This is a genomic window from Prescottella equi (assembly GCF_002094305.1).
Classification (GTDB): Bacteria; Actinomycetota; Actinomycetes; order Mycobacteriales; family Mycobacteriaceae; genus Prescottella; species Prescottella equi.
On sequence record NZ_LWTX01000003.1, the window covers coordinates 160,829 to 176,727 of the forward strand.

Annotated in this window: 18 protein-coding genes; 8 read left to right on the top strand and 10 right to left on the bottom strand. The window is 69.4% G+C overall.

Annotation, left to right across the window (positions count from 1 at the left end):
• Positions 1-85 precede the first annotated feature (85 nt).
• Complete coding sequence (locus A6I89_RS10035; protein ID WP_013417484.1) at positions 86-1,354, bottom strand: hemolysin family protein; 1,269 nt, start codon at positions 1,352-1,354, stop codon at positions 86-88.
• A gap of 137 nt (positions 1,355-1,491) precedes the next feature.
• Here A6I89_RS10035 and A6I89_RS10040 point away from each other — a divergent pair, with 137 nt between their 5' ends.
• The 6 genes from A6I89_RS10040 to A6I89_RS10060 all read left to right on the top strand — a co-directional run bounded on the left by A6I89_RS10040 (position 1,492) and on the right by A6I89_RS10060 (position 9,113).
• Positions 1,492-2,235, top strand: a complete 744-nt coding sequence (locus A6I89_RS10040; RefSeq protein WP_013417485.1) for an SDR family NAD(P)-dependent oxidoreductase — start codon at positions 1,492-1,494, stop codon at positions 2,233-2,235.
• A gap of 120 nt (positions 2,236-2,355) precedes the next feature.
• The gene (locus tag A6I89_RS10045) at positions 2,356-4,581 is read left to right on the top strand and encodes an MMPL family transporter (protein ID WP_005517026.1); all 2,226 of its coding nucleotides are present in this window, start codon (positions 2,356-2,358) and stop codon (positions 4,579-4,581) included.
• Between the two features lie 195 nt (positions 4,582-4,776).
• Positions 4,777-6,282: a catalase gene (locus tag A6I89_RS10050; protein ID WP_022598377.1), complete on the top strand. Its 1,506-nt coding sequence runs from the start codon at positions 4,777-4,779 to the stop codon at positions 6,280-6,282.
• Between the two features lie 67 nt (positions 6,283-6,349).
• Positions 6,350-7,303, top strand: coding sequence for a hypothetical protein (locus A6I89_RS10055; RefSeq protein WP_232244816.1), 954 nt, complete (start codon positions 6,350-6,352; stop codon positions 7,301-7,303).
• Positions 7,285-7,719 (top strand): hypothetical protein, encoded by a 435-nt coding sequence (locus tag A6I89_RS24845; RefSeq protein WP_232244817.1) that lies wholly within the window; start codon positions 7,285-7,287, stop codon positions 7,717-7,719. The genes A6I89_RS10055 and A6I89_RS24845 overlap by 19 nt, the downstream gene beginning before the upstream one ends.
• Positions 7,716-9,113 (top strand): outer membrane protein assembly factor BamB family protein, encoded by a 1,398-nt coding sequence (locus A6I89_RS10060; protein ID WP_022598378.1) that lies wholly within the window; start codon positions 7,716-7,718, stop codon positions 9,111-9,113. The genes A6I89_RS24845 and A6I89_RS10060 overlap by 4 nt, the downstream gene beginning before the upstream one ends.
• Before the next feature lie 14 nt (positions 9,114-9,127).
• Here the strand turns inward: A6I89_RS10060 and A6I89_RS10065 are convergent, their stop codons facing one another.
• Genes A6I89_RS10065 through A6I89_RS10095 form a run of 7 tightly spaced genes read right to left on the bottom strand, consistent with a single transcriptional unit; the run spans position 9,128 to position 13,272 of the window.
• The gene (locus A6I89_RS10065) at positions 9,128-9,988 is read right to left on the bottom strand and encodes a DNA-3-methyladenine glycosylase family protein (RefSeq protein ID WP_022598379.1); all 861 of its coding nucleotides are present in this window, start codon (positions 9,986-9,988) and stop codon (positions 9,128-9,130) included.
• Positions 9,985-10,650, bottom strand: coding sequence for an alpha-ketoglutarate-dependent dioxygenase AlkB family protein (locus tag A6I89_RS10070; RefSeq protein ID WP_022598381.1), 666 nt, complete (start codon positions 10,648-10,650; stop codon positions 9,985-9,987). Before A6I89_RS10070 ends, A6I89_RS10065 begins: the two co-directional genes overlap by 4 nt.
• Positions 10,651-10,914 carry a hypothetical protein gene (locus A6I89_RS10075; protein ID WP_022598382.1) on the bottom strand — a complete coding sequence of 88 codons (264 nt, stop codon included), beginning with the start codon at positions 10,912-10,914 and terminating at the stop codon, positions 10,651-10,653.
• A 7-nt stretch (positions 10,915-10,921) separates the two neighbouring features.
• Entirely contained in the window at positions 10,922-11,635 is a 714-nt protein-coding gene (locus A6I89_RS10080) for a 2OG-Fe(II) oxygenase (RefSeq protein WP_022598384.1), read from the bottom strand.
• Positions 11,632-12,219 carry a methylated-DNA--[protein]-cysteine S-methyltransferase gene (locus tag A6I89_RS10085; protein ID WP_022598386.1) on the bottom strand — a complete coding sequence of 196 codons (588 nt, stop codon included), beginning with the start codon at positions 12,217-12,219 and terminating at the stop codon, positions 11,632-11,634. Before A6I89_RS10085 ends, A6I89_RS10080 begins: the two co-directional genes overlap by 4 nt.
• Positions 12,216-12,722 (bottom strand): RNA polymerase sigma factor, encoded by a 507-nt coding sequence (locus A6I89_RS10090; protein WP_022598388.1) that lies wholly within the window; start codon positions 12,720-12,722, stop codon positions 12,216-12,218. The genes A6I89_RS10085 and A6I89_RS10090 overlap by 4 nt, the downstream gene beginning before the upstream one ends.
• A gap of 46 nt (positions 12,723-12,768) precedes the next feature.
• Entirely contained in the window at positions 12,769-13,272 is a 504-nt protein-coding gene (locus tag A6I89_RS10095) for a methylated-DNA--[protein]-cysteine S-methyltransferase (protein WP_013417496.1), read from the bottom strand.
• 57 nt (positions 13,273-13,329) lie between these two features.
• Between A6I89_RS10095 and A6I89_RS10100 the strand changes: the two genes are divergently transcribed.
• Positions 13,330-13,935 (top strand): hypothetical protein, encoded by a 606-nt coding sequence (locus A6I89_RS10100; RefSeq protein WP_022598390.1) that lies wholly within the window; start codon positions 13,330-13,332, stop codon positions 13,933-13,935.
• Positions 13,936-13,969: 34 nt separating this feature from the next.
• On the top strand, positions 13,970-14,473 hold the full coding sequence (locus tag A6I89_RS10105) for an SRPBCC family protein (RefSeq protein ID WP_022598392.1): 504 nt from the start codon (positions 13,970-13,972) through the stop codon (positions 14,471-14,473).
• On the opposite strand, the gene A6I89_RS10110 is transcribed toward A6I89_RS10105, so the two are convergent.
• Together A6I89_RS10110 and A6I89_RS10115 are read right to left on the bottom strand one after the other, a co-directional pair.
• Positions 14,470-14,952, bottom strand: coding sequence for an Lrp/AsnC family transcriptional regulator (locus tag A6I89_RS10110; protein WP_013417499.1), 483 nt, complete (start codon positions 14,950-14,952; stop codon positions 14,470-14,472). The genes A6I89_RS10105 and A6I89_RS10110 overlap by 4 nt on opposite strands.
• A gap of 7 nt (positions 14,953-14,959) precedes the next feature.
• A complete protein-coding gene (locus A6I89_RS10115) occupies positions 14,960-15,811 on the bottom strand; it encodes a universal stress protein (RefSeq protein ID WP_013417500.1) in 852 nt (283 codons plus the stop codon).
• Positions 15,812-15,899 lie beyond the last annotated feature (88 nt).

Genomic DNA, 15,899 nt, shown 5'->3' on the forward strand with positions numbered 1-15,899 from the left:
TACCGGGACGAGTCGCTTCTTCGGGAGCAGGAACAGCCACGCGGCGATCACGAACGCCACCTCTCCCACGGGTTGGGCGCGCCCGTCACCTGATCGGCGTCACCGTTACGGTGGATATCCGGCGGCCGTCGAGCGCCTCGACGGTGAGGTGGAACCCGTCGACGTCGACGCGGTCGCCGAGTCGGGGCAGTCGTTGCAGTCGATGCTGCACGAAGCCCGCGATCGTCTCGTACGGACCCTGGGGAAGCGCCGTACCCGTGTCCCGCTCGAAGTCGTCGACGAGCAACCGGCCGTCGACCCGGGACCGCTCGGTGTCGGCGACTCGCGGCTCGGGGTCGAACTCGTCACCGATCTCTCCGACGACCTCTTCGACGATGTCCTCGACCGTCACGATGCCGGCGGTGCCGCCGTACTCGTCGACGACGAGCGCTATCTGCGAATTGTCCTGGCGCATCACGGCGAGGGCGGCGAGCGCCGGTTTCGACCCGGGCAGACGCAGCAGCGGCCGGGCCAGGTCGCCCACAGTCTGCGCCTCGCCGCCGCGCGCGAGCAACAGGTCCCGTAGGTGCACGAAACCGGCGACGTCGTCGAGGGTCTCCGCGCACACCGGGTAGCGGCTGTGGCCGAGTGCCAGCGCGTCGCCGCGAGCCCGCCGCACCGGGGTGTCTGCGCCGAGGAAGTCCACGTCGGTGCGCGGGCGCATCACCTCGACGAGCGATCGCCGGGCCGCGTCGAACACCTCCGTGAGCACCCGGCGCTCCTCCTCGGCGACCGCGCTGTGCCCGGTCACCAGCTCGCGCAGTTCCTCGTGGGTGATCTCCTCCCCCTTACGTCCGGGATCGCCGCCGAGGATCCGCACCAGAGCGTTCGTGGACAGCGAGAGCAGCCAGATGACGGGTCGGACGAGTCGGGCGAACCGGTCGAGCGGCGGCGCGGTCACCAGCGCGACACCGGTTGCGCTCTGCAGCGCAATGCGTTTGGGGACGAGCTCACCCAGCACCAGCGACAGGTACGAGATCACCAGGGTGGTCGCGACGAGCGCCACCACGTCCGCCGTCCCGGCCGACAGACCCCAGTGCCGCAGCGTGGGCGAGAAGTTCGGGGCGAGTGTGGATGCCCCGTAGGCGGCCGAGAAGAACCCGGCGACGGTGACTCCGATCTGCACGGACGACAGGAAGCGGTTCGGATTCCGCGCGAGCGCGGCCGCACGCTCACCCCGCCGCCCGTGCTGTTCCAGCGCGCGGAGCTGCCCTTCCCGCAGCGACACGAGTGCGATCTCGGTGGCCGCGAACACGCCGCCGATCAGGATGAACACAACCACCAGAACAAAGTTCAGGATCGTGCCGCCGTTCACACCCCGAGACTAGCGCCGCGGCGCGCTGCCGTCCTCCACCTCCACCCGGCTACCTCGAGAGGACGCACATCCGTATCGTCGAGGCCGCAGGTCGGTACGACGAAACTTCAACGATCACAATCGCATCGGAGTAAATCATGAGACTTGACGGAAAGGTCGCGATCGTCACCGGAGGCGCCGGGGGTATCGGACGAGGGATCACGCGGGCGTTCACGAAGGAAGGCGCCAAGGTTCTGGTCGTCGACATCAACGACGAGGCGGGCAACGCGCTCGCGTCGGAACTCGGCGATTCGGTCCGCTATCTCGCCGCCGACATCTCGAAGGAGGCGAGTGCCGCCCAGATCTGCGCGGCCGCCGTGGACGCGTTCGGCTCGGTGGACGTGCTCGTCAACAACGCCCACGCGTCCCGGCAGGCACCCCTGCTGCAGACCACCCAGGAGATGATGGACCTGTCCTTCGGCACCGGCTTCTATCCCACCTTCTGGCTGATGAAGGCGTGCTACGAGCAGTTGAAGGCCCACGAGGGCTCGGTGATCAACTTCGCGTCGGGCGCCGGAATCGACGGCCAGGTGAACCAGGCGTCGTACGCGGCGGCCAAGGAAGCCATCCGCGCCATCTCCCGCGTCGCGGCCAACGAGTGGGCGGCCGACAACATCAACGTCAACCTGATTTCGCCGTTGGCTCTCACCGAGGGCGTCGAGGCCTACATCGCGGCCAATCCCGGCATCGAGGAAGCGCTGCTGTCCCGAACCCCGCTGCACCGCTTCGGTGATCCCGAATCCGACATCGGACGGGTCGCGGTGTTCCTCGCCAGCGCCGACGCGTCGTACATCACCGGACAGACACTCATGGTCGACGGCGGCAGCATCAAACTGCGCTGAGTGTCCGGCATCCGCACACGCGTCCCGCCTTCGATGTGGTGATCGGCCACCGCCGGCGAGATGGCGTGTTGTACTGGTCTGCATTGGTTGTCCGGCCGCGATCTCGCACGAGGAGCACCGATGACACGAGTGGAGTCCTCCGGTGACACGCCGCCCGGCACGGTGACGCGCGTGCGCCGCGGTTGGCCGGTGTTCACGGTCGTCGCGATCGCGATCGTCGCCTTCTTCCTGGGCGGACTGGGCGGTTCGTTCCAGGGCAAGCTCGCCGAGGTGCAGAAGAACGACAACGCGTCCTATCTACCCGGATCGGCGGAGTCGACGATCGTCGCGAACGAGAGCGCGAAATTCCTGAAGGTGGAGACCATTCCGGGTGCCGTGGTGTTCCACCGCGACAGCGGGTTGACGGACGCCGACAAGGCCGCGATCGACCAGGCGCGGATCTCGATGGCGTCGGTGGAGGGCGTGGACGCCGACGGCGTGACGCCCACGCAGATCTCGACGGACGGCACCACCGCGTCGGTGTTCGTGCCGTTGATCGCGAAGCAGGACGGAGCGACCGTCCAGGGCAACGACCTCGCGGCCGCGGAACAGGACGTCATCGACGCGGCGCAGAACGCGGTGCCGTCGGATCTCGAGGTGTTGCCCGCGGGCCCCGGCGGCCTGCTGGTGGCGTTCATCGACGCGTTCGAAGGCCTCGACAGCACGCTGCTCGGTGTCGCGCTGCTGGTGGTGATCCTGATCCTCTTGGTGGTGTACCGGTCGCCGATCCTGTGGTTCTTCCCGCTGTTCTCGGCCCTGCTCGCGCTGGGGTTGTCGTCGATGGTGATCTACGTCCTCGCCGACCACGAGATTCTCACCCTCACCGGACAGAGCCAGGGCATCCTGTTCGTGCTGGTGATCGGTGCCGGCACCGACTACGCGCTGCTGCTGATAGCGCGATATCGGGAGGAACTGCACTTTCACGACAATCGCTTCGACGCGATGATCAAGGCATGGCGGGAGTCCGCGCCGGCGATCACCGCCTCCGCGGTGACCGTGATCCTCGGCCTGCTGTGCCTGGGCTTCTCGCAACTGAACTCGAACAAGAGCCTCGGCCCGGTCGCCGCGATCGGCATCGCGTGCACGTACGTGGTGATGATGACCTTCCTGCCCGTGGTGTTGTCCGCAGTCGGCCGGTGGGTGTTCTGGCCGCGCAAGCCCCGGACCGACGGTGCGACAGACCTTGCGACACACGGGCTGTGGGGGCGGATCGCGGACGTGGTGGGGCGCCGGGACCGGCCCGCGTGGATCGGCGCCACCGTCCTGCTGGCGGTGCTGTTCGCGGTCGGCATCGGCAGCCTGCAGACCTCCGGCCTCACCGCCACCGAGAACTTCACCAACGAGCCCGACGCCGTCCGCGGGCAGGCACTCTACGACGCGAACTTCGACCAGGGTGCCGGGGCGCCCGCCGTCGTCGCCACGAACGCGTCCACCGTCGACGCCGTCATCGCTGCCGCGAGTGGAGTCGAGGGTGTGCGGCAGGGCCCGGGCTCGGTGTGCGTGCAGGTCGACATCGAGAAGGTCAAGGCGCTGCTGCAGAACTCCGGTGGCAATGCGCAGCAGCTCCCGCCCGGCTGCCCGCCGTCGCTGCTGAACGTCGCGCCGATCGACGGTCGGACCATCGTCAATGTGGCACTGGCCGATTCGTACGATTCGCCGGAAGCCCTGGAGACCGTGGAGCGCCTGCGCGACACCCTGCACGCGGTGCCGGGCGCGGATGCACTCGTCGGCGGTAGCTCGGCCGCGACGCTCGACGTACAGACCGCGTCGGTGCACGACCGGAACCTGATCATCCCGATCGTGCTCGTCGTGATCTTCATCGTGCTCGCGGTGCTGCTGCGGGCGCTGCTGACGCCGCTGATCCTGATCGCGACAGTCGTGCTGAGCTTCGCCGCGACCCTGGGCGTGTGCGGATTCTTCTTCACGCACGTGTTCCATTTCGCGGGTGCAGACCAGTCGTTCCCGCTGTTCGCGTTCGTGTTCCTGGTCGCGCTCGGCATCGACTACAACATCTTCCTCATGACTCGTGTCCGGGAGGAGACGCTCACGCACGGCACCCGGTCGGGCGTGCTGCGCGGCCTCGCCGTGACCGGCGGCGTCATCACGTCGGCGGGCATCGTGCTGGCGGGCACGTTCGCGGTCCTCGGGGTGCTGCCGCTGGTGTTCCTCGCCGAGGTGGGCTTCGCGGTCGCCTTCGGCGTCCTGCTCGACACGATCGTCGTACGCAGCGTGCTGGTGCCGGCACTCTCGCACGACATCGGCCGGAAGATCTGGTGGCCGTCGAAGTTGGCGCAGGCGAAGAACTGAGCCGTCGACGGTCGGCGGGGCGGCGCATCGGTTGACGGATCGGTCCGGAAGTGGTCGGCTGGTAGGTGATGGATGGCGCGCCTCGCCCGCGCCGCGGCCAGGTACGTGCTCTCCACCGATGATGCCCTGCAGCCCAAATACTTTCGGGGCGTCGTCTCTACCGCACGGAAACGTGATCCGTAGGGAAGGAATGAGATGTCGAACTACACCACCGACGACTCCGGTATCCCGGTACCCAGCGACGAACACTCACTGACCGTCGGACCCGACGGGCCGATCCTCCTCCAGGACTACTACCTGATCGAGAAGATGGCCCAGTTCAACCGTGAGCGCGTGCCGGAACGCCAGCCACATGCCAAGGGCGCCGGTGCGTTCGGCACTTTCGAGGTCACCAACGACGTGAGTGCCTACACCAAGGCGGACCTGTTCCAGCCCGGCAAGAAGACGGAGATGCTCGCGAGATTCTCCACCGTCGCCGGTGAGCGGGGCAGCCCGGACACGTGGCGCGACCCTCGCGGCTTCGCCCTGAAGTTCTACACCGAGCAGGGCAATTTCGACATGGTGGGCAACAACACCCCCGTGTTCTTCGTCCGCGATCCCATGAAGTTCCAGGACTTCATCCGGTCCCAGAAGCGGCGGGCCGACAACAATCTGCGCGATCACGACATGCAGTGGGACTTCTGGACGCTGTCTCCCGAGTCGGCACACCAGGTGACATGGCTGATGGGTGACCGCGGTATCCCCCGCACGTGGCGACACATGAACGGGTATTCGAGCCACACGTACATGTGGGTGAACGCGCAGGGCGAGCGGTTCTGGGTGAAATACCACTTCAAGACCGACCAGGGCATCGAGTTCTTCACGCAGGACGAGGGCGACCAGATGGCCGCCATGGACACCGACTACCACCAGCGGGACCTGTGGGAGCACATCGACGGCGGCGACTACCCCACCTGGACGCTGAAGATGCAGATCATGCCGTACGAGGAGGCCAAGACCTACCGGTTCAATCCGTTCGATCTCACCAAGGTGTGGCCGCACGCCGACTACCCGCTCATCGACGTCGGCACCATGAAGCTGGACCGCAACCCGGCCGACTACCACTGCGAGATCGAGCAGGCCGCCTTCGAGCCGAGCAGTTCGGTGCCGGGCACCGGGCCGAGCCCCGACAAGATGCTGCTCGGTCGGTGGTTCTCCTACCCGGACGCGCACCGCTACCGGATCGGATCCAATTACAAGGAGTTGCCGGTCAATTCGCCGCATGCCGGGCCGCGGAACTCGTACACCAAGGACGGGCAACTTCGGCACCACAATCCGGGCGATCCGGTGTACGTACCGAACTCGAAGGGCGGCCCGCACGCCGACATCTCGGTGTCCGGCGAGTCCCCCGGCTGGTACACCGACGGCGAGATGGTCCACCAGGCGTACACGCTCCGCAAGGACGACGACGACTGGGGTCAGGCCGGCACGATGGTGCGCGACGTCCTCGACGACGCGGCCCGCGAACGGCTGGTGTCGAACATCGTGGGGCACCTGCTCAACGGAGTCACCGAGCCGGTTCTCGTGCGCGCCTTCGACTATTGGCGCAACGTCGACAAAGACCTCGGGGAGCGGGTCGAGAAGGGCGTCCGGACCGCGCAGAACGGAAACGCGTCGAGTGATCGGAACCCGGCCAGTCCCGCAGCGGAGGCCAAGGCTTGATGTCCGATTGATCCCGTATCCGTGATAGACAGCTTCCCAGGGGAGCTGTCTGTTAAGGGGAGGGACATTGGGCGACGACAACGAGGCGGGGGCGTCCCGCGCGGTCGCGGCGTGGACGTTCGGGCTGTCACTGGTGTCCGTCGTGGCCGTCGGCGTCGTCGTCGCGGGGTTTCTGCACAGCCCCGAGCCCGAACTGACGACCGCACTGCCGACCACCACGCCACCGACCACCGAACCCGAACGGCCCGAGTACTCGTACGTCACGCCGTCGGTGACGTATCCGACGCAGATCCCCGGATGCGATGTCGTCGAACGGCCGGGCGAGAGCGAGTGGACTGCGTTCGTGGTCGACCGCGACTCGGGTTACGACAACCCCGACTACCCGTGGTTCTCCGGACCCAAGGCCGGTGCCATGTCGCGGGCGCTACGGGACGCGCTGCCCGGCGGCGTGGAGGTGGCGTTCGCTTCGCCCGAACGGTCGCTGATCTTCCAACCGATCATGAGCGAGGACGCGCCGGAGGACGGCGCTCCGGATTACGACGGCAACACCAATGCCGACGCGACACTGTCGCGGGATGGGAAGAACGGCTCCCTGTCCGTCGCGGTTCGGCTCAGCACCGACGCCATCCCGGCATGCGTAGCCGGATACCTCGACGCGCGCCGGACGCTCGCCGACGGCACCGTCGTCGACGTCCTGGACACGTGGTCGGAGACCAACGGGGTGCGCACCCTGTCGCGCAGTGCCAGTGCGTACGCGCCAGACGGGACCCGCGTCTCGGCCTATGCCACCGATGCCGCGGTCGCGGACTCCGGGCAGGCGAACAGCGGGACCGTACCGCTCACCGTCGACGAACTCGTCGTGCTCGTCACCGCGCCCGGCCTGCGCGTGACGGCCCCGGTCCCGCCCCCCCGCCCGCCTCGTGTTCTTCCCCGGTCGAGCAGCGGTCGGGTCCGGACATCGACCGCGCCACCGCCGAACGGTTCGGCACGATGCTGGCGGCGGTGCCCCTCGACGGCCTGACACTCGATCGTCCGCTCGGCGCGCTGCAACCAGCCCGTCTGGGCGGCGACGCCGTGTGCCAATCGGTGCGGGTGACCACACCGGGTCGGGAGTCGACGCTCGACGTCGCGATCGCCGGCGGGCAGGAACTGCCGTCGACCGACGCCCCACCCGAGGCCTCGAGTGAGCGCAGTCGCACCACGGTGCGACAACTCCCCGACGGGTCTGTCGTCGAACAGAGCGAGCACGACTACACATCGATGGGTCTGCACCCCGGTTCCGAGACGAGAGCGACGACGCAGCGGGTCGTGACCGTCACCCGCCCGTCCGGGACCCTCGTCCGAGCGTCGTCCGAGGCGGACTCACCGTCCGTGCCGGTGTCGTTCGAGCAGCTCGACGCGATCGCGCTCGTACCCGGGATCGAGGTGCCCAGGTGAAGCGCGAGATCCGTAACCTGCTCGCGGCCGCGGCGGTGGCCGTCGTGACCGTCACCGGCGCCGTCGTCACCGTCGCGCAGGCAGGAGACGACGGCACCCGCAAGATCACCGGAACCAACGATGCCGCACCGGGGCTGGGCTGGTCGGTGGACGCCGCTGCGATGCACGGACAGGCGTTCGCGGAGTTCCGCGATCCCCGCACCGGCAGCGAATTCGACTGGGGAAGTACCGGTTTCATTGCCGCTGATGACGTCGTCGTCAGTATCGTGGGCGTCTCGCACGGCGGCATGACCCTGACCGATCCCCAGATGTTCGGGATCGACGCCGGCAACGGTGCGGTGCGCTGGCAGAGCGCGGCCGACGACCTCGGGGGCTGCGCGGAGGCTCCCGTAGACGGCCGCCTCGTGTGTTTCACGGCGCCGCTTGCGGAGGACCCGGCCCTCGTCGGATTCGATCTGCGCACCGGCGAGATCACCCGAACACCCACGGACTGGATGGTTTTCGCTATCGCCGCCCACGACGACCGCTTGTATGTCGCGGAGGGCAACATCGAGGACGACGACGTCCGCCTGCACGCCGGCACCCTCGCCGACCCGGACGCGCAGTGGTCGCAGCCGTTCGCGATGGGCTCGATCTGGGAGGACGACCTGACCCAGGCCCTGGACGTCGCGCATGGTCAGGGCCTGCTCACCCTCGGCGCGGATGTCGCCGGCTTCGATCTCGACAGTGGCCGACCGACGTGGACCACGCGACTCGAGGGCTGTTCGCGGGCCGTCCCCGGCGACGGTGGTGTCGTGGTCCGGTTCCGCACCGAGTGCGACGGCTACCGGATCACCGGGTCCGACGCCATCGGCAGCGACGGACGCACCATCGTGTCGACCGAAGGCGCGGGGGCCCAGAACCTCTCGTTCGATCACCCCGCCGACGAGAGCCTTCCACTGCTGGTCGGCGACGGCGCGTATGACCGCCGGACCGGCGAGCGGGTCTGGACCAGTCCCGATCTCGTCGCCGCGCGCGAACCCGACGAGTACAACTCCGACACCGTCCGCGGTACGGCTGTCGCTGTGGCGGGGGACGTCGCGATCCTGCGCCCTGGGGCGCAGACGATGTCGGGACTCGACCTGCGTACCGGTGAACGGTTGTGGACCCATGACGACAAACGGTTCGGAACCGTTGCGGCACTCGACGGGCCGTCGCTGTTGACGATCGACGGTGACGGGATCCGCGCCGTCGACACCGGGACCGGGGAATCGCTCTGGGACACCCCGTTCCGCAAAATCGACGACGACCCCGACGCGCTCGCCTCGGACGGAATGCTCGCCGCCCCGCATCCCGGCCACTACGTGTACGCCTCGTCCCGGACGATGATCGGGTTACGCCCGCTGCCGCGGTAGCCGCCTGGGCGGCGTCACAGGAAGGCCTGGCTCGTCCACAGGTGGAACAGCGCGTAGGCCCGCCACGGCCGCCACGGCTCCGACGCCGCAGCAGCCTCACGCGGCGTCTTCACGCCCAACGCCCGGCGCAGCACCAGATCCCCTGACGGGTAGGCGTCACGGTCACCGAGCACCCGCACCGAGAGGTAGTCCACGGTCCACGGTCCGATGCCGGGCAGCGCGAGCAGCCGGGTCCGGAACTCGACCGGATCGGCGCCGGGCCCCAGGTGTAGCCCGTCCGACGCCGCCGCGGCGAGCGCCTGCACGGTGCGGGCGCGGGCACCGGTGAGTCCGACGGCCTTCTGGATGATCGCCGGATCGAGTGCGGCCAAGGTCTCGGGTTCAGGGAAGCTGACGAACCCGTCGAATGCGGTCGGGGTGCCGAACGCCGCCACGAACCGGGATCCGAATGTCCTTGCCGCCGAGAGCGACACCTGCTGACCGAGAACCGTCAGCACCGCCGTCTCGAAGCCGTCGACGGAGCCGAGTACCCGCAGGCCGGGCCGCGCCGCGACGTGCGGCGCGAGCAGGGTCTGCCGCGCGAGTGCGGCGTCGACGACGTCCGGGTCGGCGTCGAGGTCGAGCCAGCGGCGAACCAGTGCTGCGACGTGCGGGACGTCGTCGGAGTGCGCCGCCCGGATGTCCGCCTCGACGTGGTCGGTCCCGGCGAAGCGGACGCTCACCACCGCGGGCCCGTGCGGCGCGGGCACCACCCGGGTGTGCGTCCCGCTCTCGGCGTCGTGGCGTTCGAGGCCGTCCACCGCGTGCGCCGCCAAGGCGCCGAGCATGGGCGCCGTGGTGAAGGGTGGGCGGAACGGCAAGTTCGTGGCGGTCAACGTTCGTCCTCCAGCCCGGTGACCCGCAGCGTGATGTTGAGCCGACCGGCGGTGAGGCCGCAGTCGGGGTCGGCAGTGCCCGGAAATACTTTGGGTACACCGTGGTACGCGAACCGTGACGGGCCGCCGAACACGAACAGGTCACCCGACTGCAGTTCGACGTCGGTGTACGGCTTGGTGCGGGTATCGGGGTTGCCGAAACGGAAGGTGCAGGTGTCGCCGATGCTCAGCGACACCACCGGGGCGTCCGCCCGCTCCTCCTGGTCGCGGTGCATGCCCATGCGGGCGGCGTCGTCGTAGAAGTTGATCAGCGCGGCGTCCGGCTCGTAGGCGGCACCCGCAGCCGGATCGTCGTAGGCGTCGGTGACGGCACGTCTTCCCAACTGCGCCAGCCACTCCGGTACCGGCAGCACCCGCCCGCCACCCGCGTCGCCGGCGATCCGGCTGTAGCGGTACGGCTGCCAGTGCCAGCCCAGGCACACGGTCTGCACCGACATCGCGTGCCCGGTGGGCAGGCGCGCGGCCCGCATCGGCACCGGCCCACGCGCCCAGTCGCGGCACGCCTCCACGAGTCGGCGTTGCTCGCCCAGGTCGAGCCAGTCGGGGACCAGCACCGCACCGTCCGCGACGGTGCGGCGGGGCCGAGGCAGCAGGGCCGACATCTACCGGTCCCCCTTCCCGTGCGATCGCTTCCATTCGTCGTACTCGTCTCGTAGGCACACCGCGCACGGCCGGTAGCCGGCGGCGACGGCGATGTCCTCGTCGGCAAAGAACACGCGCTGTGTCACGTAGCCGCCGCGGGCGATGGCGCGGGCCGCGCCCGGACAGTCGAGCGTGCCGTAGATGCGGTCCTTGCGGTGACCGCCGAGAGTGCCGGGAGTGGCGCTCTCGTAGGGCTTCCCATCCCGATCGATCAACGTGTACATCCCCGATTCACTCCGCATCATGCAGTACCAGTCCGAGCGTGCGCCGGACGCCGCCGCGGACGGTGCTGACCCCGTGCCGCATCGGGGCCGCGGACCAGCCGCGCACCGACTGCACCGGGCGGTCGTTGGTGGTGAAGACAAACGCGTGCCCCTGCCGCAGCACGGTGGCGGTGCCGCGGGACTGGGCGCGGGCGCGCTGCTCGACCAGCAGGAACTCGCCGCCCTCGTGGTCCACGCCGGGCGCGTCGAGTCCGATCACCACCTGCAGCGGAAACACCAGCTCCCCGTACAGGTCCCGATGCAGCGCGTTCCAGTCGTCCGGACCGTAGCGCAGGATCAGCGGGGTGGGCCGGCGCTGCCCCGCCGCGTGACACATGGTGAGCCACTCGTCGAGGGTGTCGGGCCACGGCGCCGGCCGGCCCAGCCGCCATGCCCACTCCCGCGCGACCGGCAGAAGTTTCACGTAGAACCGGGCCCGCATCTCGGCGATCGTCGGCGGCAACGGGTAGTCGAAGTACCGGTACCGGCCGGAGCCGTAGCGGTGCCGCGCCATGTCGACCGTCGACCGGAACAGCGCGTCGTCGTCGAAAAGCTCCGCCAACTCCCGGCATTCGCCGGGATCGAGGAGCGGACGGGCGCTCTGGGCGCCGCCGAACCGGTCGAGCTCGTCGAGCAGCGGCGTCCAGTCGAGGGCGTCGACGCGGTCCGCGAGCGCGCTCACGCCGCCTCCAACGTCAGCAGCGCGCGCTTGGTGTCGACGCCACCCGCGTACTGGCCCATGCTGCCGTCGCTGCGCACCACCCGGTGGCACGGCACGAACAGCGGCAGCGGGTTGGTGGCGCAGGCCGATCCGACCGCCCGGACCGCGCGCGGGCTGCCGGCGGCGTCGGCCACCTGCGCGTAGCTGGCGGTGCGGCCGTACGCGATGTCGGGCAGGCGGGTGAGGACGGTGCGCCGGAAACCGCTCGACAGGCGCAGATCCAGCGGAACGTCGAAGCGGGTGCGCCGGTGCGCGAAGTACTCGTCGAGTTGCCGGGCCGCGGCGTCGAGCCGTCCCGGAGCCTCCAGGATGCGCGGGCTCACCTGCCGAGCCAGCATCGCGAGCACCACGTCGTGGTCCTCCCGTGGGTAGGCCACCCGGACCAGCCCGACGTCGGTGGCGACGAGCAGCAGCCGTCCGACGGGGGTGTCGACGGACCGGTAGGCGAGGTCGAGCAACCCGTCGCGGTCCGCGGCGGTAACGAGTCGGGCGTGCAGGCTGCTCAGATCCGAGGGGTCCACGCTCGGGGTGGGGATGACGCTCATCGGACGGCTCCTTCCTGAGCGAGTGGTTCGGTGGAGGCCGGGTAGGTGCGGCGGAGCCGGGCGATGCCGTCGGCGGCGGCGCGGCGGGCCGCATCGGTGCTGTTGCCGAGGATCGCCGCGACCTCCGCATACGGAAGTCCGGCCAGGTGGTGGTAGACGACGGCGGCGCGCTGCGTGAACGGCAGATCGGCAAGGGCGTCCCACAGTTCGTGGTTCCACGCGCCGGGCAGATCCCGCGCCGACGCCCGGTCGGGCAGGTCGTCGGTGGGGACCGGCGTGCGTTGTCGGACGCGGTGCACGTCGACGGCCTTGCGGTGCGCGATGGTCACCAGCCACGCCTCGACGTTCGCGCCGGGCCGCAGGTCGGGGTACGCCCGCAGCGCCGCCAGGAACGTCTCGGACCACGCGTCGTCGGCGTCGACGGGCCCGAGCAGTGCCCGGCACACCCGCAGTACCACCGGCCCGTGCTCGGTGACGATGTTCTCGAACGGTTTCAGTCCCACACCGGGTAGACGCTCCGGTGCGCCGGAACGTGAGGTTCGATCCGCGTCAGAACAGTCCATCCTGGATTCCCACGGCGGCCGGGCTCTCCAGATCCAGCAGGAACTGCTTGCGTCCCAGCCCGCCGGCGTAGCCGGTGAGCGCGCCGTTGCTGCCGACCACGCGGTGACACGGGACGATGATGCCGATCGGGTTCCGGCCGTTGGCGGCGGCGACGGCGCGGATCGCGGCGACGTTGCCCAGATGCTCCGCGAGCTGCAGATACGACCAGGTCTCGCCGTACGGGATGGTTCGCAGCGCGGCCCACACCCGCTGCTGGAACTCGGTACCGCGCGGTGCGAGCGGCACCGTGAACTCGGTGCGCTCCCCGGCGAAGTATTCGGTGAGCTGCGAGGTGACGTCGTCGAAGCCGGTGTCGGTGCGCGGACCGAACCGCGCACCGTCCGGCAGGTGCCGCTGAAGGTGCATGTACAGCCCGCACAGACCCTCGGGATTGCGGACCAGCGTCAGCGGCCCGACGGGCGAATCGACGACGGTGTGTTCGGCATCCACAGCTCCGATCCTCCCAGCAACCACCGACAGTCCGGGAAGTTCGGGCAGGATTGCAGAATGCCGCTTCTCCCCAACCCGCTCCAACTCGTCTCGACGGTCCAGAAGGCGGCGCAGTCGTCCCTGCAATGGTCCGTGGACACGGCCGTCTTCGTCGCCGGCTTGCCCACCCGGGTGTCGGCGCTGCTCGACGAGGCCGAGGGCCTGGTGCGGCAGGTGTCCGGCGTGGTCGACGGCGCGGCCCGCGCGGTCGCCGCGGCCGACACGGTGATCGCCGCGTGCGCCGCGCTGGTCGATCGCACTGCGGTGGTCGCGGGCGAGACGGAAGTGGTGGTGGCGTCGGCCTCGCGGTCCGCAGCTGTCGCCGACCAACTACTCGAGATCTACCGACCGCTGGCGCTGACGGCCGCGCCGCTGGCGACGCAGTTCGTCGACGAGATCAGCGAGGACGAGGTGCACGCCGCGGTCCGCCTGCTCGACCAGCTTCCCGAGCTGACCGAGCGGATGGCGGCGCTCATGCCGATCCTCGCGACGCTCGACACCGTGTCCCCGGAGATCCACGAGCTGCTCGAGGTGGTCAAGGACGTGCGGCAGGCGATCATCGGGGTTCCCGGGTTCGGCTTCTTCCGCCGTCGCGGGGAGGACAAGCTGGGCGAAGGCGAGTAGGCCGAACCCTGCCCCACAACGAAAGGCAGAGCCGATGGAACCGCAACCGCACGGCACGCTCGTCCGCACGCCCGGCGGCGTCGACCTGCGTCTCACCCGCACGTTCGACGCCCCGATCGACGACGTCTGGGCGAGCATCACCGAATCCGACCGCACCGCAGCGTGGTTCGGCCCGTGGGAGGGAGAACCCGGAGCCGGCAACACGATCCGCGTGCAGATGGCGTTCGAGGAGGACGCTCCGTGGACCGACATGCGCATCGATGCGTGCGACCCGCCGCGACACCTGGCGCTGTCCACCAGCGACGACGCCGGGGCGTGGCGACTGGCCGTCGACCTGCGTGAGGCCGACGGCACCACCGAGTTGACGCTCACCCACGTCGGCGTCCCCGACGAGGCCGTCAGCGAGATCGGGCCCGGCTGGGAGTACTACCTTGACATGCTCGTCGCGGCGCGCAACAGGACGCCCCTGCCGGACTTCGCGAACTACTTCCCCTCCCAATCCGGCTACTACCGGGACCTGGCCGCGAATCTCGGTTAGCGCTCGACCGACTTCGCGAGCAACGGCAGCGTCCGGAACGGCACGATCTCCGACAGCACCACCACCGACATCGACCGCGCAACGGTCGACGAGTGGTGCAGTGCGATCAGCAGGGTCTGCAGGTCGTCGTGCGACGCGGTCGCGACCCGGCACAGGACGTCGCCGACGCCGGTGGTGGCCCACGCCTGGACCACCTCGGGAAACTCCTCGAGTTCCTTCGTCAACTGTCCGAGCGAGCCCTGCGCGATCTCCAGGGTCACGAACGCCTGCACCGGGTAACCGGCTGTGTGCAAATCGATCTCGGGCCCGTAGCCGGTGACGATCCCGGCCTCCTCGAGCCGGCGCAACCGCGCCTGCACGGTGGCGCGGGCCACCCCGGCCCGCCGGGACAGTTCGAGGATCCCGATCCGCGGCTCGTCGCGCAGGCGGGCGATCAGGTCGACGTCGAGCGCGTCCAGTCGATGCCCACCCCGGTCCATGGCAATGTCACGGCGTGACGCGGGAGCGGGCGACGATCACCGGGCACTGCGCGTGGTACAGCAGCGACTGGCACGTGGACCCCAGCAGTGCGCTCTCGAACCCGCCGCGGCCGCGGCTGCCGACGACGATCGAGCGGGCGGTGGCACTGAGGGCGACCAGGTGCTTGGTGGGGCCAGCCTCCGCGATCACGGTTTCGACCTGCACCGACGGGAACTTGGCGCCCAGGGTCGCGATCAGCCGATCGATGCGGCCGCGCGCCTCTTCGTCGGCCTCCTGGGTGCCGCGCCGACGACGCGCGTGCACGGCCGTCATCTCGGCGTGCCGGATCGACGCCTCCTGCATCGCGGTACCGACGACGATGTCGGCGCTGTCGGAATGGTCGACGCCCGCGACGACGGGACCGGACGTGGGCGGGACGGGGCTGCCGTCGGCGCCGCGCACCACCGCAACCGTGCACTTGGCGTGATGTGCGAGCGAGAGGGCGGTCGACCCCAGGACCATGCGTTCGAAGAAACCGGCGCCCACCGACCCGACCACCAGCAAGCTCGCCTTCTCCGACAGGTCGACGAATGCCCGATTGACCCGGCCGCGAAGCAGTTCCACCTCGATGTCGATGGTGTAGTCCTCGATCGTGGCAGCCTCCCGCGCGGCCTTGAGAGCCTCCCGACCGGCCGCCTCTTCTTCCTCGAGGTCGTCCGCGACGAACGGGAAGTCGTTCTCGGTGTCGATGACATGCACCAGTTTCAGCGGCACCTTGCGGGCGTGTGCCTCGACGGCCGCCCACCGGACGGCGTGGATCGCGGCGTCGGATCCGTCGACGCCCACGATCACCGGCCTGGTCTCGTTCGCTGGTGACATCGTCCACTCCGATCGGCTCGTGTGTGCACGTTCGGTATCAGACTAACGACGAAACCCTGCCGTGGCGTGAGCTTGGGACCGCGATCGT